The following is a 15,522-nucleotide window of genomic DNA, read 5'->3' as shown; positions in this document are numbered from 1 at the left end:
GTGAAAAGGCAATGGCATTATGCCATTGCCTTTGATGTCGGGAGTGTTGTTACTTCATTACCACTGGAAGCCCGCGCCAATGGCCGCAGAGTAATCGCCCTGGCTGTTGCTGGTTCCTTGCAATTTATACACCCAGCCCCCGCTTTCACTTACCATGGAGACACCAATGGCGACGGCACTTTCACCATTAAACGTACCGCCAGCAATCGAGGTCATGTTGGCGCCCGGGGCGTAGGCTTGTGGCAGACCGGCCATCGCCATCGCTGAAGCGATACCGCCGCTCATCTTGTTTTCTACGCCTTTGATTTTGCTGTTCATTTCACCCATTTTCTGGTCGGTATAGGTGTTTGCTTCTTCGACGCTGCGTTTCAATTGCGCATAGTTAACCGCATCCGTATCATTCACCGCCGCTGAAACATTGCCGATCCGAGTGGTACCGCCACTCCCGTCTCCCAGGTTGAGCACGCTATAGTTAACCGAGCCATCTGCATTGGTTTCATAACGCACGGAGCCTGCTTCTGAGGCTTTCAGTTGCGCCACATTAACCGCGTCAGTGTTGTTCACCCCTGCGGCAACGTTGGTAATACGGCGTTGTTGAGTAGAAGAGCCGACAGACACAGTATTAGCTTCATCTGCGACGGAATTTGTGCCTAACGCCACGCTGTTTTCAGCGGCAGCAATAGAGCCAGAGCCAATCGCGACGCTGTCCGCACCCTGGGCATTTGCATCTACGCCATCGGTGTTGGTCTTGAAGTACTTGGTGCTACCGGTAGTGACGATATCGCCAATACCGTTTTCAATATTGGTGACGCGAGTATCAAGACTACTCACCTGCGTGTTCAGGTTATTGATGCTTTCGGTATTCGCGGCAACACGGCTGTCGGTGACTTTCAATTGACCAACGTTAACGGCATCGGTATCTGCCGAACCCGCCGCGACGTTAGTGATCTGACGTTGACCGTCTTCACTGCCGACAGAGAACTCACCGACAGAGTTCTGCGGTGTGTCCATGTTGTAGGCGGTGTAGTCAGTCTGTGCGCCGCGAGTGGTCTGAGAACCATTACCCATTGCAATACTGTTTGCATGGTAGGCGCGTGCGTTAGAACCGATAGCAATACCGTTGATGGCATCAGCCATCACCAGTGTATTCAGACCAATACCAATACCTGCATCAGCATTGACGATGGTCTTCGCACCCATTGCCAGTGAGTCAGTTCCGACAGCCAGTGAATCTTCTTCCGTTGAGTTTGCGTGGTAGTACTTGGTCGGTGTAGTAGTGACCGCACCAATGGCATTTTGTAACTGACGAACTGTTACCGCATCTTGCGCTTCAGAGCCGTCAGCAACGTTGGTAATTTGACGATAGCTTTCTCCATCCGTCCCCAATGACAACGCGCCCAGCAACTCTCTGTCTGTTGTATTGTAGCCAATGACGACGCCATCGCTTGTTACGCTCGTTTCTCGTATACCGGTTGTAATAGCGCGGTTAGAGGTGGAGCCACTGCCCAAAGCGATACTGCCATCAATGGTGCTGCTGCTGTTTTGGCCAAGAGCCAGGCTGCCAGCGCCAGAGGCGACGGCGTCGTAACCTACTGCCGTTGCGCCGTTACCCGTTGCGTATGCATCCTGGCCTTCAAGCCCGTTATCATTCGTACGGATGTATTTCACGCCGGTACCATTTTCCGTGATATAGGTTTCGCTGGTATCGCCGGCTAGTTGGCTAATAGATTCATTATACTGAGAAATCAGCATGTTAGTTTCATAGAGCTGAGAGCCATTAACAGCGTCAGTACTGTCACTGGCGATTTCACCTGCTGCTACATTGGTTATCTTATTGGTACCGCTGGTACCGTGGCTGGCGCTGAACGCACCCTCTTCGTCATCCCAGCTCAGTGCATCGGTACCAAGATTGGTGATGGACGTATTGATATCCGCGATAGCAGAGGTGTTTTGATCCACCTTCTGGTTGGTTTCATACAACTGTGAGCCGTTTACCGCGTCTGTACTGTCCTCAGAAAGCGCCCCGGCGGCGACATTGGTTATTTTACTGGTGCTTCCACCGTGGTTTGCGCTGAAAGCGCCGATGTCTTCGTCCCATAACAGAGCGTTATCAGTGAGGCCGGTAATGGACGTATTAATGTCGGAGACAGAAGTATTCAGGTTCTCAATCGCGCTGCTGTTCTGAGTGATGTTAGTGGTATTGGCGGCGATATCGGTCGTGTTCTGATCCACTTTTTCATTGGTTTCGAACAGCTGCGAGCCGTTAACCGCGTCGGTACTTTCTTCAGACAGCTCTCCGGCAGCAACGTTGGTGATTTTGTTTGTCGTACTACTTCCGTGGCTGGCAGAGAACGAACTTGTTGTTTCATTCCAGCTCAGATTGTCAGAGCTAAGATTGGTGATGGACGTATTAATATCTGCGATAGCAGAGGTGTTTTGATCCACCCTCTGGTTGGTTTCATACAACTGGGAGCCGTTCACCGCGTCTGTACTGTCCTCAGAAAGGTCCCCAGCGGCGACATTGATGATTTTACTGGCGCTTCCGTTGCGGTTAGCGCTGAATGCGCCAGAGACTGCATCCCATAGCAGTGCATCGTCGGTGAGCGTGGTAACTGAGTTGCTCAGGCTGTTGATACTGGTGGTGTTGGTGGCGATATCAGTGGTGTTCTGATTGATGCTGGTTGTATTGGCAGCGATATCAGTGGTGTTCTGAGACACATTTTCATTGGTGGCAAACAATTGTGAGCCGTTAACGGCGTCGGTGCTGTCCGAAGCCAGGGTACCCGCCGCCAGATTGGTGATTTTGCTGTCGCTTCCGTTGTGGTTAGCGCTGAATGCGCCAGAGGCTGCATCCCACAACAGGGCATCGTCGGTGAGCGTGGTGACGGAGTCGCTCAGGCTGTTAATATTGGTGGTGTTGGTGGCGATATCGGTTGTGTTTTGGTTAATGCTGTCGGTATTGGCAGCAATATCAGTGGTGTTCTGCGTCACATTGGCGTTGGTTGCAAATAGCTGAGAGCCGTTAACGGCGTCGGTGCTGCTTTCTGATATGGCTCCGTTACCAACGTTGACAATTTTGCGCTTTAGGGCATCACTCCCTACAGAAACTACGTTTTCTTCGGTCGCTGTAGAATTGCTCCCTATCGCGACGGAATTTTTTGCAGAGGTTACCGCCCCACTACCGAAGGCAATGCCATTTGCCGCATCTGACGTTACGGATGTATTGTAACCGAAAGCCATGCTATCCAGAGATGCGGCATTCGCCCCTAATCCTACCGTCAGGCTTCTTTCTGCTGATGATACGGTATCGCGTCCAAGCGCTATTGAATTTTTCCCTGAGGCATTTGCATTTGTTCCCAGTGCGATGGCGTAAAGATTTGAGGCAACTGCGTTTGTACCTACTGCCATAGAGTATTTAGCCGTAGAAGTGGTATGTGCACCTGCCCCTAGCGCCACTGAGCCTATACTCTCAGCAAGGCTATATCCGCCCAACGCAGTGCTGGAAGCCCCAGATGCCTTACTATAGTAACCTATTGCAATACCGGCACCCGCTACATATCCTTTGGACGGATCTTCTGCGACCTTTTCTTTAGTTGTTATTGTTGAATCAGCTTCGGCGCCTTCGCCAATGGCTATCCATCCATTCTCAGTGCCGATCCCTTTCCCTGTATCGTTCCCAGCATTGGCCAGTGCGTCCGCAGAAACCATAATGCTGCTAAGACTGATGAGTGCGGAAACCGCCAGCTTTCTGCGGCCGCTTTTTTTGCCGCGGCTTTTTGCGGTTTCGCTGGTGACAACAAATGTTCCCGTAGCGGCATTCCAGAGGACTCTAAATATTCTGTTCATGAATAAATGCTTTCCTTTTCTAAAATAATTGTATCAATGGCTATTATTTTTTTGGCTTCTTTTTCGTATCATTAATAGGCTGTATGCTGTCGAATATGACATTCTCCATGTTAATACCTATTTTTAGATACTTAAGATTATTGGGCGATACGCCTTTTAATGTTAGCGTGACGTTTGTCCATGCTCCCGGTAAGAGTTCGATTGTCGAATCCATTTTTGTGTTGAGCAGGAGTTGTCGCCAGCGAGGCAGATCTTTTGCCTCGGAAGGTTTTTTCGTACCCCATGTCATATTAAACGCAAGGTTTGATACGGGAATGCTGAGTAAGTTAACTAAATCAAGATGAATAACACTTCCATTATCTATTGGTTCAATAGATAGAATACGCCCGGCTAATCCGATATTGCCGTTGTTAATAATAAAATAGTGCGTTTGTGATGGGTCCAGTTCTGTATAGTCGAATAGCCGTTGTTTGCGTTCAACGCGGCCAACGACTTCGGCGACCTTTTGAGTCGTGTTGATAACCGTAGCTTGTTGTTTTTCTAGCAAATTCATCTTTGCTTCTTGTTCTTTTTGTTGTTTTTCTAACAGGTTTATCTTTGTTTCTTGTTCTTTTTGTTGTTTTTTCAGCTCTTCAACAAGGTGTTTATCTGCAAAGTAGTCACAACCAGATAAAAAGAATGTGAATCCCAAAGCAAGCAGGGGGATAAATTTTCCATTTTTGTGCATATAAAATATCCTTGTTAATAATTTATATAATATAAATAGTTAACCTGTTATTTATACAGCTAACTTATCATTTTGCGAGCATTGCCAATAGCCATTAATATATGGTTATAATTAAAACATTCATTGTTTCTATAGAAATGCGCAAATACCCGACGTTGTTTATCAATTACTCATAGCAATGCTTTATAAAAATATAATTATAATATTTATGTATGGGGATTTTTTTCAGGGATGATAATGTTATTTAATTTTGCGGGTCAATCATATTCTGCGGGATATAAGAAAAGAGGATGAAAAAAAATTCATTGTATAAATACAAACAGGCATGATAGTGGAATTTTTCATCTTGAAAAAGCAGGGACTACCGTTAAAAATGAACTTGTATATAAGCGGTGTAAATACTTCCAGGAAAAATTCGGAATATAGCCCGATGCTCTCAAGACACCCTCCGTACAACGGGTGTCCTGAGAGCCTGTGATGCGGAAGGTTTAGAACTCGCTCTTCGCGAAGCCTGTCATCTCTTTGAGCCCCATTTCCCGGCCCAGCGCCGTCATCGGGTGGACCACGATCAGGCCGCGTACGCTTTTTTTGAGTTTGCCCATATCGGCCTGCTCTTTTTTAGTGATCGCGCGGCGAAACGGCAGGTTCATCAGCTTCTGCGCTTCTTTACTCAGTTTCTGGCTGTGTACTTCGCGCAGACGGATAATTTCTGCTTCCAGCGTCTCTTTTTCTTTTTCCAGCTCCGCGTATTTATCGGCGGATTCAACCAGAGAGAGACCTGCCTGCTGGTGGCGAATAGCGTCAAGACGATCGCTCAGGCGTTTAATTTCGTTTTTTTCGACTTCTTTCATGGGATAGCTTCTGATAGAAATGGGATAGATACCTTATAGTATGCGCGCAGTGAGTGATTCTTCACAACTCATGACGTAAAGATAATCAATTATGGCAAGTATTACACTGCTCATTATTTAATTATCTCGTTGAGAATAAAATCCTTTTTGTCGAAAGAAAAGATGAAGCGCCCTTTTGTCGGCAAGAAAAGCGATTAAGCACATTTTCCTCAATGACAACGCTAAATTGATCCTAAACTCAAATAAGCGACCGCGGGAGTCAGACGCGGGTCCCACATGGAGGATCTATCATGGCAAAAATAGGTGAGAACGTACCATTTCTTATTGATAAAGCCGTCGATTTTATGGCGTCCAGCCAGGCGTTCCGTGAATACCTGAATAAAACGCCGCCGCGTGATTATGTTCCTTCCGAAGTGCCGTCGGAGAGCGCGCCCATTTATTTGCAGCGTCTGGAATATTACCGACGGCTGTACCGACCAAAAGAAGAAGAAAGAGGTTAACGGCGGGATTTACTTTTGAAAGGCCTTTTTTAAGCTGATTTTAGAAATCAGCTCGGTCAGAGAGAGGACCATCGTCGAACGCACCGCCTGCTGGTAGCGCTGAATTTGCATGGCGTATAGCGCCGCGTCGGACGTATCAAAATGCGGCGGCGGCGGTAGCGCCATGACGCAGTGCAGTTCGCCAAACGGCCCGAGGATTTCATCGTCGGTAAAGGCGTATTCATTGCCGTCGTGATTCAGCTCTTCGCGCAGCGCCATTAACAGCTCCGCATCTTCATATTCGGTGCGGCTGAGTACGCCCAGGCCATAGATAAGTTTCAGACGTACCGAAAGATCGCCCAGCGGCCCGTCGCCGTCCAGCAACGGTTCCACAGCGTATTTCACGGCATAGTCGTCTTTGCGAAACACCTGAAGCACCAGAATATTCACCGCCTCGGTCAATAACTCGACGGCGGTAATCAGGAAGCTCCGTACGGTTTTGCCAGCATTCAGACGCTCAAGCACACGATTTTCAAAGGCCTGGGTTTGTTCCATTATTGCCTGCATATCTGACAATCTGTTATTTGGGCGCAGGCTAACCTGCGCCGGATTCTGCGTCATTTGGTCGCGTTATATGCGTTAACCGCCTCCGCCACCACATCGCTATTGGCATCCAGCCCGGAAATTTGCGCCAGCGCGGCCTGCGGGCCTTTTTCGGTAATCAGAGCCGCCAACTCCTGCGCCTGCGGATCTTCATCACTACGGAAATGCATCGCCGCCGCTATCCCTTTGACCAGATTCACATGCGGCAGACCATATTCCAGGGTGCCAAGCAGCGGTTTGATCAGACGGTCGCTCGCGCTGAGTTTGCGTAGCGGCTGACGACCTACGCGTTCGACGTCATCTTTCAGATACGGGTTTTCAAAACGACCGAGGATTTTCTGAATGTATGCCGCATGTTTGTCGGCATCAAAACCGTAGCGTTTGATCAGCACCGCGCCGCTTTCTTCCATCGCGCCTTTCACCACCGCACGAATACTCTCATCGAGAATGGCGTCGCGAATGGTCTGATGACCGGCTAATTTGCCGAGGTACGCGGTTATAGCATGACCCGTGTTCAGCGTGAAGAGTTTACGTTCGACAAATGCCATCAGGTTATCCGTTAACTCCATCCCCGGAATGTTTGGCAACGCGCCTTTAAACTGGGTTTTATCGACGATCCACTCGCTGAAGGTTTCTACCGTCACTTCCAGCGGATCGTTGGTCGCAGAAGCAGATGGCGGCACAATACGGTCAACGGCGGAATCGACAAAGCCAACGTGCTGTTCAACCCAGGCTTTATCGCCATCCGCCAGCGCGTTCATTACGTGGCCTTTCAGCTGCGTGGTGCCGCGCACCATATTTTCACAGGCGATGATATTCAGCGGGGCATCCACGCCCTGCGCCTTACGTTTTACCAACCCTTTAGCGATGGCCGGAGCGATACGCTCAAGCACAACCGGACCCACGGCAGTAGTGATTAAATCAACGTGGGCAATCAGGTCGACAACATCATCGCCGATGCTGCTGACAGCGTTGACGCCGGAAACGGTATCCACCTGCTCATTTTCACCCACAACATGAACCTGATAGCTATGACGGGCATTCAGGGCATCGAGTACGACCTGGTTTACATCCGCAAACGTCAGTTGTATCCCCGCGTCAGCCAGCAGTTTGCCGATAAAGCCACGACCGATATTACCTGCGCCAAAATGTAATGCTTTCATAGTATTAACCTTCATTAATGTTTTTACCCGAGAGGGCTGGGGTGAGGGGCTGCATAGATTTCCCCTCAACCTAACCCTCTCCACAAGGGAGAGGATATCGCCTTCATATTTCGAACTGCAGATGCGTTGGCTCTCCTCGCTCACCCCAGTCACGTACTTATGTACGCTCCTGGGGATTCACTGCGTTGCCGCCTTCCTGCAGCTCGAACTATTTTGGGGATACTTAACTGTTAAGCTTTTTTACCTGCCAGCAGTTCCAGCACTTCATCCACGCTGGTGGTGTGCGCCAGACGTTCGATCACGGATTCATCATCCAGCGCGTTGGTCAGGCTGGTGATGACCTGGATGTGCTCATTGTTACGTGCGGCGATACCAATGACCAGACGGGCAATATCGTCTTCTTCTTCACCGAAGCGTACGCCTTCCGGATACTGGCAGAACACCACGCCGGTTTTCAGCACGCGGTCTTTCGCTTCTACTGTACCGTGCGGTACTGCGATGGATTCACCGAGGTAAGTCGGCGTCAGCTTTTCGCGGTCCAGCATCGCCTCGACGTATTCCGGCTCAACATAGCCGCCTTTCACCAGTTGTTCACCGGCAAAGCGAATCGCCTCTTCTTTGTTAGCGGCTTTACGGCCCAGGAAGATATTCTCCGCACCCAGTTTGAACAGGTTGTTATCACCCTCCTCAAAGCTGTCTTTCAGATGGTCGCGTACTTTCTCTTCATTAGTATTGTGGCGCTGTGCGGCAACCAGACGTTCGGTCAGGCTGGTGTACAGGCCGCTATCCAGGAAGTTGGTCAGCGAAATATGCTGCGCCTGCGGTACCTGACGCATCGCGCGCTCGGTAAGGTCACGGTGAGTAATGACCAGATCCACATCCGGCGGCAGATTGTTAATGGCGCTGTTGGTGACGGAGATCTGGCTCAGGCCCGCATCCTGTACTTTCTTACGCAGTACCCCTGCGCCCATCGCGCTGGAACCCATACCGGCATCGCAAGCCACGATGATTTTACGCACATGGCTCAGGTCGTTAGTCACGTCGCCAGCCGCCAGCGGAGAGGCGCCTTTAGATTCCGCTTTCATGTCATGCATACGACGGGTGGCCGCTTCAATGTCATCTTCTTCTTTCACTTTGCTGGTTTTCAGCAGAATTGCAGAAACCACGAAGGAGACCGCCATTGCCGCCACGATGGCAGCGATGTTAGCGAAGTAAGCGCCTTTTGGCGTCATCGCCAGTACGGCCAGAATGGAGCCAGGAGAAGCCGGAGAAACCAGACCGCCGTTCAGGATGGTCAGGGTAAATACGCCAGTCATACCGCCAAGGATAACGGCCAGGATCAGGCGTGGGTTCATCAGCACGTACGGGAAGTAGATCTCATGGATACCGCCCAGGAAGTGGATAATCGCCGCGCCGCCCGCAGACTGTTTAGCGCTGCCGCGACCGAAGAACATGTACGCCAGCAGGACGCCCATCCCCGGACCCGGGTTAGCTTCAATCAGGAAGAAGATGGATTTACCCATTTCATGGGACTGCTGGATACCCAGCGGTGAGAAGATGCCGTGGTTAATCGCGTTATTGAGGAACAGGATTTTCGCCGGTTCAACAAAAATGGACGCCAGCGGCAGCATATCGTGCGCCACCATGAAGTTAACGCCCGCCGCCAGAATTTTGGACAGGACTTCAACCGCCGGACCAATACCGAGGAACGCCAGGATGGCGAGGATCATACCGATGATGCCAGCGGAGAAGTTGTTCACCAGCATCTCAAAACCGGATTTGATCTTACCGTCTACCCAACTGTCGAATTTCTTAATGCAGTAGCCGCCTAATGGACCGGCGATCATTGAGCCGAGGAACATCGGCATATCCGCGCCGACAATAACGCCCATGGTAGTGATAGCGCCCACCACGCCGCCGCGTTCGCCGCCAACCAGACGACCGCCGGTATAACCGATGAGCAGCGGCAGCAGGTAGGTGATCATCGGACCAACCAGTTTCGCCAGCGTTTCGTTAGGCAACCACCCTGTTGGAATAAATAATGCGGTGATAATACCCCACGCGATAAACGCGCCGATATTAGGCATCACCATATTGCTGAGGAATCGACCAAAGCTTTGCACTTTGATCTTAATATCGGATGACATAAAAACACCCCTTCTTATGTTGCTGTCGCGCAGGCTGAAAGCCCGAGGTTTGTTAATGTAGCGGCAGAGGTAGCCGGACCCTGTAGTGTAGATACTGCGCAATCTGGCACTGAATCGTTCAACTGTCCAGACAGGGACAATTTATGTGATTTGTGTCACATAAATATAGGGGGTAGAGAGGTAATTGATGTGATATTGATCACAAAGTGGCTGTGTAAAAAAACAACGAATCTAATTTTTAGCCCTTAAAAGACCATTTTATGTGAGATATTTCACATTTTTATTTTGGTGCTTTGTTGAATTTTTGTGATCCTCTTCACAAGAAATTTTAAGCCCGGGTAACGCCAATACGATCCGGCAAACATTTTGTCGCGAGCCCTCTCACGTTATGTCATTCAGCAACCTCCTTTTGTGTCTCTTTTCGTCTTATTTGAGCCATACTATGATTTTTACTGGTTGGCAAAAAGGACACGGCATGAAACTCATCGGTAGCTACACCAGCCCTTTTGTGCGCAAAATCTCTGTTCTGCTACTCGAAAAAGGCATTACCTTCGAATTTATTAATGAACTACCCTACGAGGCGGATAACGGCGTGGCGCAATACAACCCTCTGGGTAAGGTGCCAGCGCTGGTGACGGAGAAAGGCGAGTATTGGTTCGATTCGCCGATCATCGCGGAATATATTGAGCTGCTGGATATCGCGCCAGCGATGCTCCCGCGTGACCCGATGGCAGCGCTTAAAGTTCGCCAGCTTGAAGCGTTGGCTGACGGCATTATGGATGCAGCGTTGGTTTCTGTACGCGAACAGGCGCGTCCGGCGGCGCAACAATCGGAAACGGAACTGCTGCGCCAGCGGGAAAAAATCAACCGCAGCCTGGATATGCTCGAAAGTTATCTGAGCGACGGGACGCTAAAAACGGATACGGTCAATCTGGCGACTATCGCGATTGCCTGTGCGGTAGGCTATCTCAACTTCCGCCGGGTCGCGCCTGGCTGGTGTGTTAGCCGCCCCCACCTGGTCAAACTGGTCGAAACGCTTTTTCAACGCGAAAGCTTTGCCCGCACCGAAGCGCCAAAGGCTTGACGCGCATTATGTCCGCCTGAGCAAACTCACGTTACAATCCCCCTTATGTCGATATCCCTCTCCCGCCAGGAGAGGGCCACCAACAGCCAGGCATTTTCATGACAAGCGAAACGCGTACACTCTACAGCCAGCTTCCTGCTATCGATCGCTTATTGCACGATAGCGCTTTTCTTTCTCTGCGCAATCGGTATGGCCATACCCAGGTGGTTGATCTGCTTAGGCGGATGCTTGACGACGCGCGCGACGTCATCCGGAATACGCAAACGCTTCCCGACTGGTACGCAGACTGGGCGCAAGAGGCGAAACTCCGGCTGGAAAATGCGGCGCAAAGCGCGCTGCGCCCGGTGATTAACCTGACGGGGACGGTGTTGCACACCAATCTTGGCCGCGCATTGCAGGCGCAAGAAGCGATTGAGGCGGTAACGCAGGCGATGCGCGCGCCGGTGACGCTGGAATACGATTTAGATGGCGCCGGGCGGGGGCATCGCGACCGGGCGTTGGCGACGCTGTTATGCCGAATCACCGGGGCGGAGGACGCCTGTATTGTCAATAACAATGCGGCGGCGGTATTGCTGATGCTGGCGGCGACCGCCAGCGGCAAAGAGGTGGTAGTTTCGCGTGGCGAGCTGGTCGAAATCGGCGGCGCGTTTCGTATTCCGGATGTTATGCGCCAGGCGGGCTGTACGCTGCATGAAGTGGGCACCACCAACCGGACGCACGCGAAAGATTACCGTCAGGCGGTAAATGAAAATACCGGGCTGTTGATGAAGGTGCATACCAGTAATTACAGCATTGAGGGCTTTACCAAAACGGTAGAGGAAGCGGAACTGGCGGAAATCGGGCGAGAGCTGGATATTCCGGTGGTGGCGGATCTGGGCAGCGGTTCGCTGGTGGATTTAAGTCAATATGGCTTACCCAAAGAGCCGATGCCGCAGCAGCTCATTGCCGCAGGCGTCAGCCTGGTAAGCTTCTCCGGCGATAAGTTGCTGGGCGGGCCGCAGGCCGGGATTATCGTCGGCAAAAAAGCGATGATTGCCCAACTGCAAAGCCATCCGCTGAAACGCGCTCTGCGCGCGGATAAAATGACGCTGGCGGCGCTGGAGGCAACGTTACGTCTGTATCTGCACCCGGAAGCGTTGGCGGAGAAATTACCCACCCTGCGTCTGTTAACTCGCAGTGAAGCGTCGATTCGCGAACAAGCGCAGCGGTTACAGGCGCGGCTGGCGGCACGTTACGGCGATGAATTTGCGCTGGAGGTTAAACCCTGCCTGTCGCAAATCGGCAGCGGTTCATTACCGGTAGACCGCCTTCCCAGCGCCGCCATGACCTTTACCCCGCACGACGGGCGTGGTAGTCGGCTGGAGGCGCTGGCGGCCCGCTGGCGCACGCTGCCTGTACCGGTCATTGGCCGAATTTATGATGGCCGTTTATGGCTGGATATGCGCTGTCTTGAAGACGAAAGCCGGTTTATGGAGATGATGCTGAAATGATTATTGCAACTGCCGGACACGTAGACCACGGTAAAACGACGTTGCTCCAGGCGATTACCGGAGTCAATGCCGATCGCCTGCCGGAAGAGAAAAAACGCGGGATGACTATCGATCTGGGCTACGCCTATTGGCCGCAGCCGGATGGTCGTGTGCTGGGCTTTATCGATGTGCCTGGACATGAAAAATTCCTCTCTAACATGCTGGCGGGCGTAGGCGGTATTGATCACGCTTTGCTGGTGGTCGCCTGTGATGACGGCGTCATGGCGCAAACGCGCGAGCATTTACAGATCCTGCAACTGACGGGCAATCTCCAGCTCACCGTCGCGCTGACCAAAGCCGATCGCGTGGACGAGGCGCGTATCAGTGAAGTACGTGAAGAGGTACTGGCGGCGCTCGACAACTATGGCTTCGCCGATACCGTTTTATTTGTCACCGCCGCCAATGAAGGACGCGGTATTGCAGAACTTCGCGCTCATTTACAGCAACTTCCTGCACGTTCGCACGCCGCGCAGCATCGCTTCCGTCTGGCTATCGACCGTGCGTTTACGGTGAAAGGGGCGGGACTGGTGGTGACCGGAACGGCGCTGAGCGGAGAGGTAAACGTGGGCGATACGCTATGGTTGACCGGCGTTAATACGCCGATGCGCGTACGAAGTCTACACGCGCAAAATCAGCCCACCGACCATGCGTATGCCGGGCAACGTATTGCGTTCAATATTGCGGGCGATGCGGAGAAGGAGCAGCTTAACCGCGGCGACTGGCTGCTTTCGGATGCGCCGGTGGGGGAGGCTTTTTCCCGGGTGATCGTTTCTCTGGCGCTTCATGCGCCGCTTTCCCAATGGCAGCCGCTACATATTCACCATGCCGCCAGCCATGTGACCGGTCGCGTCTCTTTGCTGGAAGGCGGGCTGGCCGAGCTGATCTTTGATACGCCGTTGTGGCTGGCCGATAATGACAGACTGGTGCTGCGTGATATTTCCGCACGTGCCACCCTTGCCGGCGCACGCGTGGTGACGCTTAAGGCGCCGCGTCGCGGTAAACGTAAGCCAGATTATTTGCACTGGCTTTCAACGCTTGCCGACGCGCAGGACGATAGCGCGGCGTTGGCCATTCATCTGGAACGCGGCGCCGTCAACCTGCCGGATTTCGGTTGGGCGCGTCAGCTTAATCCTGTCGGTATGCGTCAGCTTATTGAGCAACATGGTTTTATCCAGGCCGGAGACAATCTGTTAAGCGCGCCCGTCGCCGCCCGCTGGCAGCGTAAGATTCTTGATACGCTGGCGACCTACCACGAACAGCACCGCGATGAACCGGGGCCGGGACGCGAGCGTTTACGCCGCATGGCCCTGCCAATGGAAGATGAAGCGCTGGTCCTGATGCTGATCGAGCGGATGCGCGACGACGGCCTGATTCATAGCCATCACGGTTGGTTGCATCTGCCGGATCATAAAGCAGGATTTAGCGATGAGCAGCAGGCCGTCTGGCAAAAAGTTGAACCGCTATTTGGCGATGAGCCCTGGTGGGTACGCGATCTGGCGAAAGAGACCGGAACGGAAGAACAATTGATGCGGCTGGTGCTGCGGCAGGCGGCACAGCAAGGCATCATTACTGCGATCGTAAAAGATCGGTACTATCGTAACGATCGGATAGTCGCTTTCGCCAATATGATCCGCGAGCTGGATCAAGAGAGAGGATCAACGTGTGCGGCGGATTTTCGCGACAGGCTGAATGTAGGGCGGAAACTGGCCATTCAGATCCTTGAATATTTTGACCGGATTGGATTTACACGACGTCGTGGGAATGATCATTTATTACGTGATGCGTTATTATTTCCGCAAAAAGAATGAAATGGTTAAATTAAATAACAAATGAAGCAATACAATTATTGCGTTGCTTTTTATTTTTCTGGCTTCTTAAAATAGCCAGCGTGAACCTGTTATCAGAATAGTTTTGCCCATATTCTTTGCGCCTTAGTCAGGCGACTCACGATGAGATTGTGGAAATTTATCGCGCGGCGATGTAACGCCTTTGCCCGGTGGCGCGGACGCTTACCGGGCCTGCGTAGACGATGCAGGCCGGATAAGGCGTAACTCGTTAGCCTCGGTCGAGCTTTTGCTGCGCCAGCCAGACGGCGCCCAGCCTGCCCGCCTGATTTCCCAGTTGGCAGGGCTGAATCGGTACCTGGAGCGCCTCCCACATTTCAAACGTTTCAAGATGCCGCGTCAGGAGCGGGTAGAGCTTTTCCTGTTCGCTTATTCCTCCGCCGATCAGCACCACGCCCGGATCAAACATAGAGATCACGCTGTAAACGCCGCGTGACAGATAACGCGCCCAGTCATTGACCGCCTCACGCAGATGAACATCGGTCGCCATTCGTTCGAAGATCACATCCGCAGGCGGCATCTCTTCGGCGGGCAGCGCCAGCGCCTGGCGGCACGACGCCATTAATCCGCTGGTTGACGCGATCTTATGCATACTTTCGCCATTATTCCCGACCGGCATGACGCCGAATTCACCGGCATGGAAATGTGCGCCGCGATACAGTTCTCGTCCGACGATAATACCGCCGCCAATGCCGGTTCCAATGGTGATACAGACCATGTTTTCATAATGCTGCCCGGCGCCTCGCCACATTTCGCCCAGCGCCGCGCAGTTCGCGTCGTTCTCCACGACCAGCGGCAGATCGGTCAGCCCGCTGAACAACTCCATCAGGTTGACGTCATCCAGGTAAGCCAGCGCGCCCGCTTTTGCCGCATGACCGTTATGGGGATTAATATGGCCGGGGAAACTGACCCCGATTGCCGCAATGTCATAGTCCTGTTGGCAACGCGCCACCACATCCTGCCATTTGCGGGTAAACGTGGAGGCGTCCTCTGGCGTATCGAATTGATGATGGGTTAATTCTTCGCCGTCACTGTTAATCACGCCATATTTGACGTGAGTTCCTCCCACATCAATGCCGATATATTGCTGCATAGTGTTCTCCGTACGTTAAACAGGCACCTGTTTAGTATGGCTAAAACCAGACGGAGAAACGTAAAGGAAAGTAATTCGTGATTGCTGTCGTAAAGCGGGAAACCATTGGCGAAAAATTCACCAGTACCGTCTACCCTTGTGGAGTACCTTTACAAT

Annotated in this window: 11 protein-coding genes; 4 read left to right on the top strand and 7 right to left on the bottom strand. The window is 52.0% G+C overall.

Features of this window, described 5'->3' with window-relative positions; translation table 11 throughout:
• Window positions 1–57: 57 nt before the first annotated feature.
• The 3 genes from EOS97_RS08865 to EOS97_RS08855 form a co-directional block, all read right to left on the bottom strand.
• The gene (locus tag EOS97_RS08865) at window positions 58–3,846 is read right to left on the bottom strand and encodes a YadA-like family protein (protein WP_127836140.1); all 3,789 of its coding nucleotides are present in this window, start codon (window positions 3,844–3,846) and stop codon (window positions 58–60) included.
• A gap of 43 nt (window positions 3,847–3,889) precedes the next feature.
• The gene (locus EOS97_RS08860; protein WP_000549449.1) at window positions 3,890–4,573 is read right to left on the bottom strand and encodes a DUF3251 domain-containing protein; all 684 of its coding nucleotides are present in this window, start codon (window positions 4,571–4,573) and stop codon (window positions 3,890–3,892) included.
• A 488-nt stretch (window positions 4,574–5,061) separates the two neighbouring features.
• Entirely contained in the window at window positions 5,062–5,424 is a 363-nt protein-coding gene (locus EOS97_RS08855) for a YibL family ribosome-associated protein (RefSeq protein ID WP_000665687.1), read from the bottom strand.
• Between the two features lie 290 nt (window positions 5,425–5,714).
• Between EOS97_RS08855 and EOS97_RS08850 the strand changes: the two genes are divergently transcribed.
• The gene (locus EOS97_RS08850; protein ID WP_001062555.1) at window positions 5,715–5,924 is read left to right on the top strand and encodes a hypothetical protein; all 210 of its coding nucleotides are present in this window, start codon (window positions 5,715–5,717) and stop codon (window positions 5,922–5,924) included.
• Between the two features lie 9 nt (window positions 5,925–5,933).
• Here EOS97_RS08850 and mtlR read toward each other — a convergent pair whose 3' ends face one another.
• From mtlR to mtlA, 3 genes are all read right to left on the bottom strand, one after another.
• Window positions 5,934–6,524, bottom strand: a complete 591-nt coding sequence (mtlR, locus tag EOS97_RS08845) for a mannitol operon repressor MtlR (protein WP_000193201.1) — start codon at window positions 6,522–6,524, stop codon at window positions 5,934–5,936.
• Window positions 6,521–7,669: a mannitol-1-phosphate 5-dehydrogenase gene (mtlD, locus tag EOS97_RS08840; RefSeq protein WP_000645392.1), complete on the bottom strand. Its 1,149-nt coding sequence runs from the start codon at window positions 7,667–7,669 to the stop codon at window positions 6,521–6,523. Before mtlD ends, mtlR begins: the two co-directional genes overlap by 4 nt.
• A gap of 230 nt (window positions 7,670–7,899) precedes the next feature.
• Window positions 7,900–9,816 carry a PTS mannitol transporter subunit IICBA gene (gene mtlA / locus EOS97_RS08835; RefSeq protein ID WP_000093287.1) on the bottom strand — a complete coding sequence of 639 codons (1,917 nt, stop codon included), beginning with the start codon at window positions 9,814–9,816 and terminating at the stop codon, window positions 7,900–7,902.
• Between the two features lie 475 nt (window positions 9,817–10,291).
• Between mtlA and EOS97_RS08830 the strand changes: the two genes are divergently transcribed.
• The 3 genes from EOS97_RS08830 (at window position 10,292) to selB (ending at window position 14,237) form a co-directional block, all read left to right on the top strand.
• Window positions 10,292–10,900, top strand: coding sequence for a glutathione S-transferase (locus EOS97_RS08830; RefSeq protein ID WP_000766681.1), 609 nt, complete (start codon window positions 10,292–10,294; stop codon window positions 10,898–10,900).
• A gap of 98 nt (window positions 10,901–10,998) precedes the next feature.
• Window positions 10,999–12,390, top strand: coding sequence for an L-seryl-tRNA(Sec) selenium transferase (selA, locus tag EOS97_RS08825; protein WP_000200199.1), 1,392 nt, complete (start codon window positions 10,999–11,001; stop codon window positions 12,388–12,390).
• A complete protein-coding gene (gene selB / locus EOS97_RS08820) occupies window positions 12,387–14,237 on the top strand; it encodes a selenocysteine-specific translation elongation factor (protein ID WP_000582407.1) in 1,851 nt (616 codons plus the stop codon). Before selA ends, selB begins: the two co-directional genes overlap by 4 nt.
• Window positions 14,238–14,484: 247 nt before the next feature.
• Here the strand turns inward: selB and EOS97_RS08815 are convergent, their stop codons facing one another.
• The gene (locus tag EOS97_RS08815) at window positions 14,485–15,366 is read right to left on the bottom strand and encodes an ROK family protein (RefSeq protein WP_001188274.1); all 882 of its coding nucleotides are present in this window, start codon (window positions 15,364–15,366) and stop codon (window positions 14,485–14,487) included.
• Window positions 15,367–15,522: the final 156 nt, after the last annotated feature.

The sequence above is a fragment of the Salmonella sp. SSDFZ54 genome, from assembly GCF_004010735.1.
Classification (GTDB): Bacteria; Pseudomonadota; Gammaproteobacteria; order Enterobacterales; family Enterobacteriaceae; genus Salmonella; species Salmonella enterica.
The sequence above is the reverse complement of the archived record's forward strand: the minus strand, read 5'-3'. Positions and strand labels throughout refer to the sequence as shown.